General features: G+C 34.9%; 18 protein-coding genes. 14 read left to right on the top strand and 4 right to left on the bottom strand.

Features of this window, described 5'->3' with window-relative positions:
• Nucleotides 1–4: 4 nt before the first annotated feature.
• Nucleotides 5–784 carry an N-acetylmuramoyl-L-alanine amidase gene (locus tag BN986_RS13700; protein WP_040981101.1) on the top strand — a complete coding sequence of 260 codons (780 nt, stop codon included), beginning with the start codon at nucleotides 5–7 and terminating at the stop codon, nucleotides 782–784.
• Nucleotides 785–1,255: 471 nt separating this feature from the next.
• Here the strand turns inward: BN986_RS13700 and BN986_RS13705 are convergent, their stop codons facing one another.
• Nucleotides 1,256–1,543, bottom strand: a complete 288-nt coding sequence (locus BN986_RS13705) for a hypothetical protein (protein WP_040981103.1) — start codon at nucleotides 1,541–1,543, stop codon at nucleotides 1,256–1,258.
• Nucleotides 1,544–1,571: 28 nt separating this feature from the next.
• Entirely contained in the window at nucleotides 1,572–1,970 is a 399-nt protein-coding gene (locus BN986_RS13710; RefSeq protein WP_040981105.1) for a YolD-like family protein, read from the bottom strand.
• Between the two features lie 118 nt (nucleotides 1,971–2,088).
• On the opposite strand from BN986_RS13710, the gene BN986_RS13715 reads away from it, so the two are divergent.
• From BN986_RS13715 to BN986_RS13730, 4 genes are all read left to right on the top strand, one after another.
• Nucleotides 2,089–2,304: a hypothetical protein gene (locus BN986_RS13715; RefSeq protein ID WP_040981107.1), complete on the top strand. Its 216-nt coding sequence runs from the start codon at nucleotides 2,089–2,091 to the stop codon at nucleotides 2,302–2,304.
• The gene (locus tag BN986_RS13720) at nucleotides 2,304–2,537 is read left to right on the top strand and encodes a YolD-like family protein (RefSeq protein WP_040981108.1); all 234 of its coding nucleotides are present in this window, start codon (nucleotides 2,304–2,306) and stop codon (nucleotides 2,535–2,537) included. The genes BN986_RS13715 and BN986_RS13720 overlap by 1 nt, the downstream gene beginning before the upstream one ends.
• A 995-nt stretch (nucleotides 2,538–3,532) precedes the next feature.
• On the top strand, nucleotides 3,533–4,507 hold the full coding sequence (locus BN986_RS13725) for a D-cysteine desulfhydrase family protein (RefSeq protein WP_040981109.1): 975 nt from the start codon (nucleotides 3,533–3,535) through the stop codon (nucleotides 4,505–4,507).
• Nucleotides 4,508–4,686: 179 nt separating this feature from the next.
• Complete coding sequence (locus BN986_RS13730) at nucleotides 4,687–5,604, top strand: DNA-3-methyladenine glycosylase family protein (protein WP_052400796.1); 918 nt, start codon at nucleotides 4,687–4,689, stop codon at nucleotides 5,602–5,604.
• Between the two features lie 17 nt (nucleotides 5,605–5,621).
• Here the strand turns inward: BN986_RS13730 and BN986_RS27665 are convergent, their stop codons facing one another.
• On the bottom strand, nucleotides 5,622–6,086 hold the full coding sequence (locus tag BN986_RS27665; protein WP_040981110.1) for a glycine zipper domain-containing protein: 465 nt from the start codon (nucleotides 6,084–6,086) through the stop codon (nucleotides 5,622–5,624).
• Between the two features lie 750 nt (nucleotides 6,087–6,836).
• On the opposite strand from BN986_RS27665, the gene BN986_RS13740 reads away from it, so the two are divergent.
• The 4 genes from BN986_RS13740 (at nucleotide 6,837) to BN986_RS13755 (ending at nucleotide 10,286) form a co-directional block, all read left to right on the top strand.
• Nucleotides 6,837–7,685 (top strand): CPBP family intramembrane glutamic endopeptidase, encoded by an 849-nt coding sequence (locus BN986_RS13740; RefSeq protein WP_040981111.1) that lies wholly within the window; start codon nucleotides 6,837–6,839, stop codon nucleotides 7,683–7,685.
• 140 nt (nucleotides 7,686–7,825) lie between these two features.
• Nucleotides 7,826–8,776: a threo-3-hydroxy-L-aspartate ammonia-lyase gene (locus BN986_RS13745; RefSeq protein ID WP_040981112.1), complete on the top strand. Its 951-nt coding sequence runs from the start codon at nucleotides 7,826–7,828 to the stop codon at nucleotides 8,774–8,776.
• 21 nt (nucleotides 8,777–8,797) lie between these two features.
• Complete coding sequence (locus BN986_RS13750; protein WP_040981113.1) at nucleotides 8,798–9,589, top strand: TatD family hydrolase; 792 nt, start codon at nucleotides 8,798–8,800, stop codon at nucleotides 9,587–9,589.
• Nucleotides 9,590–10,076: 487 nt separating this feature from the next.
• Nucleotides 10,077–10,286 carry a hypothetical protein gene (locus BN986_RS13755; RefSeq protein ID WP_040981114.1) on the top strand — a complete coding sequence of 70 codons (210 nt, stop codon included), beginning with the start codon at nucleotides 10,077–10,079 and terminating at the stop codon, nucleotides 10,284–10,286.
• A gap of 2 nt (nucleotides 10,287–10,288) precedes the next feature.
• Here the strand turns inward: BN986_RS13755 and BN986_RS25765 are convergent, their stop codons facing one another.
• Nucleotides 10,289–11,575, bottom strand: a complete 1,287-nt coding sequence (locus tag BN986_RS25765) for an N-acetylmuramoyl-L-alanine amidase family protein (RefSeq protein ID WP_052400797.1) — start codon at nucleotides 11,573–11,575, stop codon at nucleotides 10,289–10,291.
• 406 nt (nucleotides 11,576–11,981) lie between these two features.
• Between BN986_RS25765 and BN986_RS13765 the strand changes: the two genes are divergently transcribed.
• The 5 genes from BN986_RS13765 (at nucleotide 11,982) to BN986_RS13780 (ending at nucleotide 16,094) form a co-directional block, all read left to right on the top strand.
• The gene (locus BN986_RS13765) at nucleotides 11,982–12,212 is read left to right on the top strand and encodes a hypothetical protein (RefSeq protein ID WP_040981115.1); all 231 of its coding nucleotides are present in this window, start codon (nucleotides 11,982–11,984) and stop codon (nucleotides 12,210–12,212) included.
• A gap of 468 nt (nucleotides 12,213–12,680) precedes the next feature.
• Nucleotides 12,681–12,725, top strand: a complete 45-nt coding sequence (locus BN986_RS28095) for an erythromycin resistance leader peptide (RefSeq protein ID WP_148417149.1) — start codon at nucleotides 12,681–12,683, stop codon at nucleotides 12,723–12,725.
• Between the two features lie 403 nt (nucleotides 12,726–13,128).
• Nucleotides 13,129–13,959: a 23S ribosomal RNA methyltransferase Erm gene (gene erm, locus BN986_RS13770; RefSeq protein WP_040981116.1), complete on the top strand. Its 831-nt coding sequence runs from the start codon at nucleotides 13,129–13,131 to the stop codon at nucleotides 13,957–13,959.
• Between the two features lie 470 nt (nucleotides 13,960–14,429).
• On the top strand, nucleotides 14,430–15,119 hold the full coding sequence (locus BN986_RS13775; RefSeq protein WP_040981117.1) for a response regulator transcription factor: 690 nt from the start codon (nucleotides 14,430–14,432) through the stop codon (nucleotides 15,117–15,119).
• A 33-nt stretch (nucleotides 15,120–15,152) separates the two neighbouring features.
• Entirely contained in the window at nucleotides 15,153–16,094 is a 942-nt protein-coding gene (locus tag BN986_RS13780) for a sensor histidine kinase (protein WP_040981118.1), read from the top strand.
• Nucleotides 16,095–16,108: the final 14 nt, after the last annotated feature.

Below are 16,108 nucleotides of genomic sequence, written 5' to 3' on the forward strand. Positions count from 1 at the left end.
TATTATGGCAAAAATTTATTTAGATCCAGGACACGGCGGAACAGATCCAGGTGCAGTTGCAAACGGCTTACAGGAGAAGGTGCTTACACTTAAAATTGCACTAAAAACACGAGATATCTTAAATCGTGACTATGAAGGGCATACCATTCGTATGAGTAGGACAAGCGACACAACTCGTAGTCTTGCACAACGCACAAATGATGCAAATAGCTGGGGAGCAGATTACTTTATATCCATCCACATTAATGCTGGAGGCGGTACGGGCTATGAAGATTATATTTATAATGGAAGTGTATCTAATAACACAATAACCTATCGTGATAAACTGCATGCAGAAGTTATGAAGCAAGTTGACTTTAGAAACCGTGGCAAAAAACGTGCTAATTTCCATGTGTTACGTCAGTCGAGTATGCCAGCAGTTTTAACAGAGAATGGCTTCATTGATACGACAGCAGATGCGAATAAGCTAAAATCAGATGCTTACCTTGACCGTATTGCTCTTGGACACGCTAATGGTATTGCACAAGCGCTTGGATTGAAGAAAAAGTCTGGTGGTGGTAATAATGGGGGCTCTGGCAAGCAAGGTTACGTTGAGGTCATCACACCGTCCTTATGGACTTACAACACTGCAAATTGGGATGATAAAGCGGTAATCGTTAATGAGGGTGAAGTTTTTACAGTAGCTAGAGATAAATTTAAAGTTGGCAATGGTTATATGTATCAGCTTAAGAGCGGACTGTATATTACTGCTAGCACGCAGTATGTTCGTTATTACACTAGATAAAAAACAAATCCTTCACGAGCGTGAGGAGCTTTACACAAAGATACAGCATGCTATAATAACTATATGGTGTGATATTGATTATTCTCATATTCCCCTACAAAGGCGCTCCTCGTGAGCGTCTTTTTACTTAATTTTCTTGTACCAATCCAACAGATCAATAAACCACATTCACAATTACAACGTTGCCGACATACAATACTCTGTGGGATATTTGGAATTGCTTTGGCAATTGGGACTCAAAGTTTAGGCGCTCGTGTAGACACTGCGGGCGTCTTTTTCTTTGTTAGAAAGCCTTTACAAGGATTGATTCATAGGATAAAATCGGATTACATAGATAAATAAGGGACAATACCCCTTAACCTATTATTGAATACACTTGAATCTTAGGCACTTCTGCGCCCCTATGTAGAGGTGTCCTTTTTTGTTAAATAAAAATAAGCCCTCACTTAACTGTGGGGCTTTACATATTATTTAAACTTTAACTTTATCTACAACGAAGTCTAGCCAATAATTTAATGCTTGACCAGTTATGCGATTGTGATAAATTTCATCACAATCCTTATTATACTTAAACTCATTAATTTCCTTTTTAGAAATAAATATAATGGATTCTTCATCTCTTTCAACTATCTTCTTTTTTTGAAAATCATCTACATAAGGTGCATCTGATTCAAATTCTTTCGCTAATTCAACTTCCTTTTTTAAAAGGTTTTCATGTACTTTTATTTTATCTAAAAACAACTTATATTTTTCTGTCATGTTTTAATCTCCTTTTTTATGCGGTATCTTATTTTAGTTTATCATACCAATCCAATACATCCATAAACTCAACATTACGTATTTCTTCAATGGTGCAGCTGGTGCGGCGGCCGTCAATCACACTTAAATGTATCTTTCCATTTCCATACCCACTTATTTTACATTGCACATCTTTATAATAGCTTCCGTTTCTTATGGTATTCGCTTGGATGGCGATGGGTAAGTCCATTGTATATGCTTTATGAAGCACTTGTGATATCTCCATTTCTGACATTTCTTCTTTACCTTCAATTTCAGTTACTTCATTTTTTTCTCTCTTTAAAGCGTCCGTATGATCTGACAACATCATTCCAAACCATTTAACAATTCCTCTATCTTTATAGCCGTAATGTTCTGGCGTAATTCGAGTTATAGCATAATCTTCCATTTTAACCATCCTTTCTTTTGTTAAAAATTAGCAGTACATTTGTTCTGTTTATGTGATACACTAATATTATAACCAGAACAAACATTCGTCAAACGGTAATTTTTGGAGATGTCTTTTAATGACTGTATTGTTGCATAAATCATTGGATAAAAAGGAAAAGATCATGATTTATTATATGGACCAGGATAATAAAGTAACGCAAAGGATTATAAGAGTGGTTGGCATAGACAACAAAAAGGTGCTGGCTTACTGCTATTATCGCAAACAGGTACGCAGTTTTAAGCTAGACAATATTTTATCTTGTGGAGAGATTAAAAGGAGTATGGGGGCATAATGGAAAAACCATTTTTGGATTTAGACCAACTTGAATATAACGGAAGTATGATATATGACGCTCATAAAGAAGGAACAATGGTAAGAATTAAATATTTTAAAGCAGGATTTCACGAAATCATATGCAGTATAGATAAACCAATGGGGGTATGGGATATGGATGTTAAATGTTCTAATAATGAGGGGGAAATTGATATTCCGTTTAATTGGATCGTACAGGTAGATGCATTGTAAAAAACGCAAGCAAAAATATGAACCTGTGTTATAATCAATATGTATGAGAATTATTTCTCATATTACATTATTCCTTATTGGCGCGCTCTCTCTATGGGCGTCCTTTTTTTATATATTTATGGTAAATTAAAAAGAGAGGTCTACCCTCTCTTTTATGTGCTATTATCGCCTAGTCCGCGTATTATTTTGTTAGTCCCAATTTAGCCCCAAAATAGCCCCAAATTGATATATTATTATATGCTTTCTTACGTTTTCCTTTTTATTTACAATTAACAGAAAGTTGATGTATCAACGTTTTATTCATTTTTTATATAGTATTATATGTTTGTATAAGAGTATATTATATAATCACCAAAAAGAGTATAAGTAAATGAGGGAGAATTAAAATGACACTTATAATAGCAACAGCATCGTTTGTTACTTCTTTAGCAGTATTAATAATGGTTAAATTACAATTTAAAAAGGATAAATAGCGATTAATTAAAAAAACAAAACTTCGAATTGCAAGAAAAATTTATATAATCCTTTCATAAAAGGTGTGATATTAATGGGGAGGGGCAGTTGGAACTCAGCATTTATTATCGGGTTTATCACTTTCATATTGCTGTATTTAATAAATAATGATTTTAACAAGACATTTGGTATAGGAATTGGCGCAGTTTTCATCTTGTATATTATTTTTGTTATTGTTTTCAAATATAAAAAAAGACAGAAGAAGCAATAAAAAGCTTGAAAAGAAGTGGGCTTTTTATTGCTTCTTTAGTTACAAAGTTGCTAAAAAGTTTGCAAGGCATTAAAAACAATATGTTTTCACTCACCCAGAGACTAAACATATGAGAGACACTATTAAACAAGAGGTTTAACAATACAAAATACGATATTTAAAGAGATTTACGAGTTATTTGAATAAATCTCAATCATCTAATAGTTGCTTATGTACGTTCTTATTCGCTATCATAAAGGTATAAAAAGGAAGAAAGTGAGAGGAACAAATGATGCGTAAATTAAATATTGCTAATTTAGATACACCAATTCAAAAGCTGGAAAAACTCAGCAAGGAGTTAGGCAAGAACATTTTTATGAAACGGGATGATTTTACAGGTATTGAAGTCTCGGGGAACAAAATAAGAAAACTGGAGTACCTCGTTGCCTATGCGCTGGATAATGAATATGACACAATTATTACTACAGGGGCCTGTCAATCAAATCATGCCCGGGCAACCGCTGCTATTTGTGCCATGATGGATTTAGAATGTCACCTGGTTCTTAGAGGTGAAGCAGGAGAATATGAAGGAAATTTATTTTTGGATGAGATGCTTGGAGCGAATGTAAATATTATTCCATCCAGTGAATCCCGAGAAGATGCGATGGAGGAGTTAAAGAAGGGTTTAGAAACGCAAGGGAAAAAGGTATTACTTATCCCGGTCGGCGCTTCAAATGCCATTGGTTCTTACGGTTATATTCATTGTTATAATGAAATCATGAAGCAGGAAGTAGAGATGGGTATTCATTTTGATTCTATTAACCTGGCAATTGGCTCAGGTGGAACATATGCAGGACTATGGTATGCAAATGAAGGAGCAGATACGAAAAAGAAAATTATCGGTTATTCTGTTGATCAAATAGCAGAAGTGTTCAAAGAAGATGTGATGGCAATTGTTAATGATTTGGAAGACATCAAACACCATTTTGATCGTATTTCTATTAATGATAGCTATATTGGACTTGGTTATGGCCAAGCAACAGATGAAGAATTGGCGTTTTATAGGGATGTTGCTAAAAGTGAGGGAGTTATTCTTGATCCCGTATATACAGGAAAAGCTTTTAAAGGATTAGTGACTGAAATTAAAAATGGGAATTATGATGATCAGGAAAATATTCTTTTTATTCATACCGGTGGACAGCAAGGGTATACAAAAGAAATGAGAGAAAGAATGAAGGGGATTTTAAGAAAGACTGCTAGCGAGTAATTTTTGTGAATACGGTGCAATGAAACAAGTAAAGGGAAGTCATTTAAGAAGGCAGGGGGATATTGGAAAAGCCATATTTCTTTGCCTTTTTTGCAACCATTTAATTAGAGCTAATGATAGGGTAGTGAAATTTATTACGTAAATCATTTATAAGTCTTCAATCCGGGAGCTGAAACAAAATGATAACTTGGAAAGCAAAAAAACATCATATCTTCATCGAAACACCTACCCCTTTTGATTTTAAGGTGAATTTGGATTATTTACAAAGGAACGCAAATGAATGCATGTACGAAATAGAAAATAATAGGATTACCCGAGTGATGAAAATAAATCACATGCGAACTTTAGTACGTATAAGTGAAGCAGATAGGGAAAACATAGTTGTTGAATTTTTAGCCGATACGGAGCCGATTTTATTAGAAGATAAGAAGGCTATCGTGCATGACGTTTGTGAATGGTTTGACTTGGAGCGCAATCTGTTGCCGTTTTATGAAATGGGCTGGCAAGATTCGCTGTTAAAACAAGCCATTGAAAGGTTTTATGGACTAAGGGTTATGGGGTTAAATGATTTGTTTGAAGCGTTATGCTGGGGAATTTTAGGACAGCAGATTAACTTACCATTTGCCTATACATTGAAACGTCAATTTGTTGAAAAGTTTGGTGACTCATTAGATTACAATGGGAAAAAATATTGGATTTTTCCTTCTTTTGATAAGATTTCTCGTTTAACTGTGGAAGATCTGGCTGATATCAAAATGACAAAAAGGAAAAGAGAATATATTATTGATGTGGCGAAGTTGATGGCAAATGGAGATTTATCAAAAGAAAAATTATTACATTTGGATGATTTAAAGCAAGCTGAAGAAGAGTTGGTCCGTATTCGGGGAATCGGCCCATGGACAGCGAATTATGTATTGATGCGCTGCCTCCGCTATCAGAATGCTTTTCCTATTGATGATGTGGGATTGATCAATGCGATTAAATTCGTAATGGGTATGGACCGAAAGCCGACAAAAGTAGAAATTAGAGCGTTAGCCTCTCAGTGGGAAAATTGGGAATCGTATGCTACATTTTATCTGTGGAGAATGTTGTATTGAATGGATTAGTTTTAATGCTATATAGTTCTTCCTTTTTTCTTAATATCTGCATCTAAAATGGCTCCAACTGTTACACCAATACCTAAACCAATTGGCAATCCTAATGCGAGATTATCAAATAAAAGTCCAAAAACAAGCCCAATGCTGAGACCACAGGACATATATATACTGAGGTAATAGTCTTTTGTAACTAATTTGTGTTTTTTCATGAGATGCGTACTGATATTATTTATTTTTTGGTGATGATGTTTAAAATCATTTTTCGTAAGTTGACCGGGCTTATCTAAAAGTTGAACAAGATGGCTTTCTAAATCATTAAAAGATTGGTAACATGTTTCACATTCGGATGAGAGCGTACCTAACCTTTGAATCAATTGATGGCAGTTATCCAAATCAAGCTTTTTGGAAACTTTTTCTCCTAAGCTATTTCTTAAGTCTTCTATTTCCTTGGTAAGTTTATCAGTGGTTTGGTGACTTACCATGATGGTTAACCTCCTTTAATATATTGTATGTTTTTAGATAAGACGTGATTAGCAATTATCATCTTTGGTTTTCTATTACGACAAGTGTTCCTTTTATATAATTATATTCAAAGGGAGCAAATGGCGCAAATTTGTTTGAATATACAGACTTTATCGCAGTGTAACTGGCTGGGACTGGGGCCTGCGGTTACTCGCTCCATCGTAAAGAGTTGTGCGTCGAAAAATCCCCACTGAATGAAGTTTCACTTTATAGATAAGTTATACATATAAAATTTGGCTGGTTTTGTGGAAATAGAAATATATAAAATAGAGAAGTAATAAAACCTATCTGATCCTTCATTAGTAATCGTCTAACTTTAATTTAATGGTTCAAAAGTTGAAAAACTTTTTAGTATTCTAAGTGCGTTATGTACGGAAGAAAGAGATTGTGTTTTCTTATTTTCATTATCCATTCCTGCCCCTCCAATAATGACTGTTTCATTTAAGTAAGCGTTTATATATAACTATACTTTATCACTTAAAATATGTTGCGTATAGAGACAGATTCACTTATGTAATACATTGAAAAGACCGTTTTTTTATGCGTAATTATAAAGTTAACTTTTGATTTTTAATAGATGATGGTTGAAAAATACGTATTTTTTCTATATTGTATATAGTGTATATATTATGTATATATAATATTTTTTTATTTCAATAAAAGTTTATCAAAATGAAAAATATTTATTGATAGGATAGGAGGAACTTATATTGAAAAACAAATACATATTCTTACTTGGGGGATGGGCAACAGCAACGATTGGGTTATTTTTAGCTACAGTTGCCGGAACGATTGCTGAAGAACAGTTTTTAATTACAAGAAACACCCGTTTAATTATCCAGGCAGCTGTTATGAGTATCATCGTTGTTCCAATTATATTGCGTTTATATGTAAAGTTTCACAAGGAAACGAGACAAACTCAAAATCCAGCATATTCCATAAAAAGAAGTCACCATTTTTTCACAGGTTTCCTTTTTGTAATGAGCTTAGCATTCGCTGGTTTATTCATGGCTAATGCATTTGGCTGGTTGGAAATTGAACAATGGCATAATCCTAGTAGTTGGCTTAGTGCCTTTCTTATAAATATGCTGATTGCATTTTTCTATGAAGCGCTTCCGGAAGAGCTGGCTTTGCGAGGACTCATTTTTGATACGTTAAGAGAGCGTTTTGCTACTTGGATATCTGTTATCATGCAAACATTAATCTTTTTGGCATTTTCCTTAGGCGTCAACATTTTGCAAACATTGGTTGGAATGGGAAGCTTAAATATTACAATCATCTCTAATTTAGTGCTCTTTTTTATTTTTGGGATTGCTTTAGCTTTGATTCGTGTATTCACCGGAAGTTTATGGGCGTCCATTGGCTTTCATTTAGGATATCTGGAGATGACTCGATTTCTCGTCATGCCTACAGAATATGGAGCACAGCCAGTTGTCAGTTTTCAGGAAAATATTCCATATGGAGGGAACATGTTCTTTATCATTGGTGTGATGTTATTTGGAGCGATTTTTATATTATTGCTTTTGCTTTCTATTAGAAGATGGGTGGTTAAGAGGTGAAAATTTTCTACATTGATTCCATTGAATAATGATATAATTACATTATATATTAGGTTTAAGAAGTGATTTATTATTAGAAAATAGTTTTATAGTTTTAGAGCATAAATTAAGATAAAACTAAGAAAGGAGAGAAATCAAAAATGTATGAAAAAATACTAGAAGCAGCAAATCGTCTGGAAGGAATTGCGCACAAAACTCCAGTCCATACCTCAACATTATTAAATGAACTAACCGGAAACCAAATTTTTCTTAAATGTGAAAATTTCCAGCGTATGGGGGCGTTTAAATTTCGAGGTGCTTATAATGCGATAAGTACGCTTCCAAAAGAATCCCAAAATAAGGGTGTAGTCGCTTTTTCATCTGGAAATCATGCAATGGCTACAGCTTTAACCTGTAAAATTCTTGGTATCCCGGCGACAGTAGTAATGCCAGATGATGCGCCGCAAGTTAAAGCAGCAGCTGTGAAAGACTATGGTGCGACGATTATAAGGTATAATCGTAAGACGGAATCTCGGGAAGAAATTGCACAGAATTTAATTGATGAATTTGACTATACGTTGATCCCTCCTTTCGATGCGGAACCAATTATTGCAGGGCAAGGCACCGTTGCAAAAGAATTAATTGAAGAAGCAGGAGAGCTTGACTATCTGCTCGTTCCTTGCGGGGGCGGTGGATTGATTAGTGGATGTGCAGTTACTGCAAAATCCTTGTTGCCTGAATGTAAGGTAATTGGAGTTGAGCCTGCTTTATCAGATGATGCAACAAAATCATTTCAGACAGGTAAATTACAGTCAATAAAAAGCCCAAATTCCATAGCAGATGGCCTAAACACCCATACCTTAGGAAAAATCACTTTCCCGCTTATTAAGGAGCATGTTGATGATTTCGTGACGGTTTCTGAAGAAGAGATTAAAGCTGCTATGTACTTTTTGTGGACAAGATTAAAGATTGTAGTTGAGCCATCTGGTGCTGTTGCTTTAGCAGCGTATCAAAAGCTATCTGTTAAAGGAAAAAGAGTAGGTGTCGTATTAAGCGGCGGAAATGTAGATGTTAGAAAAGCTGGAGAATTATTTAAGGATATTACGGTGTAATAAAATAGAGAGGTGTATTCGATGATTGATGCACATATTCATCTGGATTGGTATCAACCGGATGAACGGCAGCAACTGATCCATACACTTAAAATAGATGGAATGATAGCCGTTGCAAGTGATTTTGAAAGCTGTCAAAAGGTGTGGCAATTAGCACAGAAACATCCGTTTGTTTATCCTGCTTTTGGTTGGCATCCGGAGCAAATATTGCCATCTGCACAAGAAATCAATCATATCTTACAAGCGATTGAACAAAAATTTGAAAAGATTGTGGCTATCGGTGAGGTTGGGCTTCCGTATTATACAAAACGTCAAGACCCTTCAATGGATGTAGCACCTTATTATGCAATATTGGAACAATTTATACAAGCTGCAAAAAAGTATGATTTACCAATCGTATTACATGCTGTTTATGAAGATGCCTCTGTTGTCTGTGATATGCTGGAAAAATATCAAGTGAAACGCGCCCATTTCCATTGGTTTAAAGGAGATAAAGATACGATCAACCGTATGATAGATAATCAATACATGATTTCTATCACCCCGGATTGCTGGTATGAAGAAGAGATTCAATCATTAATTAAACAATATCCATTAGAGCTTATCATGGCAGAAACAGATGGACCATGGTCATTTAAAGGACCTTTTCAAGATCAGATGACACACCCAAATATGATTATCGAGGTTATGAAGAAAATAGCTGAGATAAAGGAATTATCTTTCGAGGCAGTTCGACAACAGATTACAAATAATACGAATTGTTTTTATCACGGAGAAGCGTCCGTAAAACTCCCGCCTCAAAATAAAGCGTGAAAATAAATTTATTTAGGCGGGAGATCAGGTGAGCTAACTCCCTGAATCACTTAGGCTAACTCAGTGGGAGAAGAACGGCAGACTAAGTTCGCGACGTCCTGGGACTGGGACTGCGATTACTCGTCCCATCGTAAGAGTTGTGCCTCGAAAACTCCCACTGAGTGAAGTTTCGTTTTATCGTTTAAAAAGGTTTAATAAATAGCTTTGTAATAAGTGTATATTATAATAAAGACGTTTGAGTTATTCCATGATCAACTTAACTAAATATATTAATCCAGTTTTAAAATGAGAATAGAGAAGTAAAATAGATTAATGGGTTTGTATAAACATATATAAGATATTATTTTACAGAAATTTTCCTCCATGAGTAATACTTTCCCGGACCAACATCAATTAAAAGAGTGAATACTATATCTAAAAAACGTGTATATTTGGTATTCTTAGTCTCTTTATTGGGGGCGTTGTATCTATTATTTTTGATTCTTTAATGTATTTTAGCTCAGAGGAGCCATTTTATATTGTACTTCCTTTGATCGGAATTGCTACTATTATTATGATTTTGCAAGGCAAAGAAACCTTCATCGAAAATAAAGGATTTTTAACATTTTTAGAGAAGTTATTGCTAATGTTATTTCCAGCAAGCGCGATGGAAGGTAAAAGTGCCATTTTAGCACACTTTTACCTTTTCATCCGTTGATTTTAACTAAAATAGTCTTCTAATCCAGCAATAATCCCTTCAGATGCCTGATTTTGATAATTATCGGTTTGAATCACTTGCTGTTCCTCTAAGTTGCTAATGAAGCCAAGCTCAATTAAGATCGCAGTTTGCTGATTATCTTTCAGTACTTGGAAATCTGCTTGTTTTGCTCCACGATCATGAAGATTGATATGATTCATCAATGATGTTTGTACAGATTGAGCAAGCATCTGGCTCCCGCTTTCATTCTTGTAATAGGTTTCAACTCCATTTGCGTCTTGATCTTCTGATGAATTATAATGTAAGCTGATAAATGCATCCGGGTTGGCTGCATTACTTATATTGACCCGTTCCCCTAATGAGAGGTACGTGTCATCCTCTCTGGTAAATGTAACAGAAGCCCCTTGATGACGTAATTGATCTCCTAATTTTTTGGCTGTGGACAATGCTAATGTCTTTTCATATATTTCTGATCCCACGGCGCCGGGGTCTTTTCCGCCATGCCCCGGGTCAATCACAAAGTGGCGGCCGGACAGCGGGTTTCCAGAGCTTTGTTCCGCTTCAACTTCTTGCTTATCTTCTTCAGATTCGACATCTTCAGTTTCTGATTCATCGTCTGTTTGTTCTAACGTTACTACTGATTCTTCATTTTCGATTTCTTCTTCCGTTTCCAGCGAATTCGACGTTTCGTTGGCTTCTGATCCGTCGTTATTAACTGCTGACTCGTTATCTTTATCAAGTAAATATAAAGCGATCCATCCTTCTTCGTTATTAACATACGTTTTTCCCCAACCGTAAGATTCTTCAAAAATAGTAATCTTTTCACCATTATTCAACTGAGTGACGATAGCTGCATTTTTGTCAGGTGCATTACGAACATTGACGGCTGGTGCTTCAACACGGTACAATTGTCCGTTTTCTGCTGATTGAGTAGATGCTGTATTTGTCTCTTCAGCTGCTGCCGTTTCATCTTGTTGTTCTTCTGTATCTTGTTGTTTGTTTTCTTGTTCTGTTTGTTTATCATCCATTGCTGAAAGGTGGTGTAAGTCGATCCAAGCTTGTTCTCCGTTATAAAATGTTTTACCCCAACCATTAGAATTTTCAAATATAGTAACCTTATAGTCTTTTTTTAATTCACCTAGAATAGTTGCATCCTGTGAGGGAGCATCCATTAATTCTATTGTTTCCGTATCTACTTTGTACATTTTCCCGTCATCTGCATGAACTGTTGGTAAGAAAATGAATAGGCAAACAAGAAAAGCAATGCCTATCATTATATTGTACTTCATATTGGAAATACCTCCAATTAATAGTTTGTTATATTGACAGGCTCTCCAATAAATTCTATTAATATACATTTCATGCAAATTTATTAGATTGGAAGTTTTAAAGGTAGAAAGGTTAATTGTTATTTTTAAAGGTCTCCAAGCAAACATGCTTTTTATTCATAAAGTAGAACAATAATAGTAGGTATAAGTGGGGGAGAGATGGATGGAAGAATATATTTATACAGGAATACGTGTAATGTAAATAGGCAGGAGTAGGCCTATGAAAAGAATACTCCAGCTTAGTACTGCTGTAAAATGTGTATCTTGATAATAGGGGATGCAATACAATAGCATATATCATATTGTGTTAAAATCTCGATTTTCTCCTATTTAATAAGGATAGGAGAAGTCAAAAAGAAGGTATTAGATGGAGAAGAAAAGAGTAAAAGCAAAAAATAGCTTGAGTTTAGAAGCATCCTCCAACAAGAGAATATTATATTTGATTACCATTATGGTTATTGGTTTTAATTTAAGACCGGCAATTACTTCCGTTGGACCACTATTAGGAACGATACGTGATCAAATCGGTCTGGAAAATTGGAGCGCGGGAACGATTACTATCTTACCACTGATTGCAGCCGCTCCCTGGATTCAATAACTTATTTTTTTGAAATTGATATATAAATGATAAAAACATCCTTATTTATCACGGAGAAGCGCCAGTAAAACTCCCGCCTCAAAATAAAGCGTGAAAATAAATTTATTTAGGCGGGAGATCAGGTGAGCTAACTCCCTGAATCACTCAGGCTAATTCAGTGGGAGAAGAACGGCAGACTAAGTTCGCGACGTCCTGGGACTGGGACTGGGACTGCGATTACTCGTCCCATCGTAAAGAGTTGTGCGTCGAAAACTCCCACTGAGTGAAGTTTCGTTTTATCTTGCTTCAAGATGAAGTGGGTATTTTACTTTCTAAAATGCTAATATAGAAATGATTAACTGAAATTGCGTTGCTTGTTGATGAGGTGAGTAAGCGCATGCTAAATTCAAAAAGATTTGACATTTATGGAACAACTACATACAATATAACGTGTATATTTAAATAAATTTAAGGAGGCTTATTAAAAAAATGCTACATTCGATCAGACTTCGTTTCCCAACTTTGAACCAGTAATTAAATACGTTCAAAGACTCTGCCTGTGTATGCAGAGTAAACGGGATAGGTCTGTTCTTTTTTAATAATCTTCATTTCATATTATCCTTACATGTCATTTGCTTTTAACGGTAAAATGATCATGTGAATTTTGTATACTATCTTTAATGGTGCGAAGGATAGTATACAATATGCGATGTTTAGAAAGGCGGATTGTTCTGCCTTTCTTTATTTTTGTCTAATTTACCTTCTCATGTTGTAAAAGGAAGGTTTATTAGCTAATGGCTTCCAGTAGGTTCTATTTTATTATGGAACGAAAATTTTAACGGAAGGTAGTTTCGTTTTATATGGATGGGTCTTCTCCCTTTACTTTAAATCACAGGCAGATTGTCCGTGATTTTTTATTAAGAAAGGAAGAGAAGAGATGGCGAAAAAAGTTTATAAACATCGTGATAAATCTCCCAATTTTTTAGGACAGCATTTAATGCATAATAAAAAACTGCTTCATGAAATTGTTGATAGGGCAAATATAAGTAAAAAAGATACTGTTGTAGAGTTAGGAGCTGGAAAGGGAGCTTTAACAACGGTATTAAATCAACGAGCAGGTAAGGTATTGGCTGTAGAGTATGATGCTAGTTTTGTAGAAATTCTAAAAAGGAAAACCGGAGAAAACGCAGTTACTAAAATCATTCATCAGGATATCATGAAAATACGCTTACCAAAAGAAAAGTTTATTGTTGTATCGAATATTCCTTATTCCATTACAACTCCCATTATGAAAATGCTTTTAAATAAACCCTCAAGCGGTTTTCAAAAAGGGATTATTATTATGGAGAAAGGAGCAGCTAAGCGTTTTACTTCACAGTTTGTTAAAGATAGTTATGTGTTAGCTTGGAGAATGTGGTTTGATATACGCTACGTCAGAAAAATTTCTAGAAATAACTTTTCACCACCGCCAAATGTAGATTCGGCAATGATTATCATAACCAGAAGAAAAGAGCCGATTATCCCGAACAAGGATTATTTCATTTTCCTCGGTTTGGCGCAATATGTTTTAAAACAACCTAACGCTACTATTGGTCTGGCATTAAAAGGAATATTTACAACGTCACAGCTGAAACGATTAAGGAGAAATTTGGGTGTGTCAAATGATGCACCTATAGGATCATTAACAGCAATTCAATGGGGAATTGTTTTCCATACGATGATGAAGTATGTTAGACGCCCTTTATGGCCGAGGGTAAAGAAGAAGTAATTTTGAAAGGTCTAAGAATAACTTTTAACCAATTATGTATTATTTTAATGAAGGGCGCAAAAATGGATTGCGTCCTTTTCGCTTTTATCATGATACAGTGCTTTTGAAGGGGTGAGAAATCGTAGTTTATTCGATGCAATAAGACAGGAGCTCTCACTGCTTGAAGTAGTGTTTATAGCAGAAATATAAACACTTTGATCAAACATTACTTTAACACTAAAATAATATGTTAAACTTTATCACGGAGAACCGCCCGTAAAACTCCCGCCTCAAAATAAAGAGTAAGAATAAATTTATTTAGGCGGGAGATAACGGGCGCTACCTCCCACTGAATGAAGTTTCGTTTTATAAAATACTTGTGAAAATTTTTACTAATAAAAAATAAGTGACAAATAAGTATACATAATTGATGATAAGATAATAGAAAAAAATCTATTAACTAAAAAATTTTTTATAGGAGGTTGTTACATTTGGAAAATAAAATTCTAATCGTAGAAGATGATCTATCCGTAAGCGAAATGGTACAAGATTACTTAGAAAAAGAAGGCTACAAGGTGGTTACTGCCTTTGAAGGAGAAGAAGGAATACAAAGGTTTCAAAACGATGTATTTGATTTAATTATTCTTGATATTATGATGCCAAAATTAAATGGTATAGAGGTGATGAAGCAAATTAGAAGAGATAGCTCTGTACCGATTCTTATTGTATCTGCGAAGGATACAGACGTAGAGAAGGTGTTAGGTCTGGAGCTGGGGGCAGATGATTACATAGCGAAGCCTTTTTCTATGATAGAGCTTTCTGCTAGAGTAAAATCGGCACTGCGACGAGCTACCAGTTATTCTGAAGCAAAAAAAGAAGAGCATGTGATAAACTATAAAGATTTAACCGTTGATATCAATAATTTCTCTGTTCAGAAACATGGCAAAGAGATCAAACTAACTTCCAAGGAATTTGATATATTAAAATTGTTTCTTAAGCATCCCAATAATGTTTTTACAAAAGCTCAAATATATACCACAGTTTGGGGAAATGATTACTTTGGGGATGAAAATGTAATCAATGTTCATATCAGAAGGCTGAGGGAAAAGATAGAGGATAACCCTGCTGAGCCTCATTATATTATGACCATTTGGGGAATTGGCTATAAGTTGGGAGAATAGATGTATCATGAATTTGTTTGAAAGGAGAAAAAAATGATTTATATTTTTATCAGCGTCATCCTGATTTTAACGGGAATAATTATTTTCTTATATAGGTCAAAGGTAGTTAGAGATAAGGAAATAAAATATATGCATGAAAAATTGAATAAGATCATCTCTGAACAAACCAGTGAGAACCTTATGGTGTTTACCGATGATAAGGAACTCATTCCTTTATTAATTGGCATTAACAACCTTTTAAACCATAATAAAAAAATATTGGCTGATTATACCAAAAAGGAAGAATCCATCCGGAAAATGATTTCTAATATTTCGCATGATTTAAAAACCCCGCTGACCGTTATTGTAGGATATTTAGAAATGATCAAATCGAATAAGGTCATCGAAAAGGAGTTAGGAAAAGAAGTTCATAAAGCATATGAAAAAGCAGTAGAGCTGCTGGCATTGATTAATACGTTTTTTGATTTGGCAAAGCTGGAATCTGGCGATAAGGAACTGCAGCTCGAAAAGATACATATGAACGAGGTATGCAGAAAGTGTATTTTAGAGTTCTACGAAATATTAACCAATCAGGGATTAGATGTTTCTGTTAATATTCCGGATGAACCTATCTATGTAGCAGGAAATGAAGAGGCTCTTGATAGAATACTTAGGAATCTAATATCCAATGCTATCAAATATGGTAGCGATGGTCAGGTAGTAGGGCTAAACTTGGAGTATGATGACGCATTTGTTTACATCGAAGTTTGGGACAAAGGAAAAGGTATTGACGAGATGAATAAAGAAAACGTTTTTGAAAGGCTGTATACGCTGGAGGATTCAAGAAACAAACTGTATCAAGGAAGTGGACTGGGGCTTACCATTACAAAAAGATTAGTGGAAAGCCTGGAAGGTGATATAACCTTAACCAGCAAAGCCTATGAGAAAACGGTTTTTACTGTGAAATTAAAGAAATTGACTTCACAAACGAACTAAACAGTGCCCTCATC

It is taken from the genome of Oceanobacillus jeddahensis, from assembly GCF_000750635.1.
Lineage (GTDB): Bacteria > Bacillota > Bacilli > Bacillales > Amphibacillaceae > Oceanobacillus > Oceanobacillus jeddahense.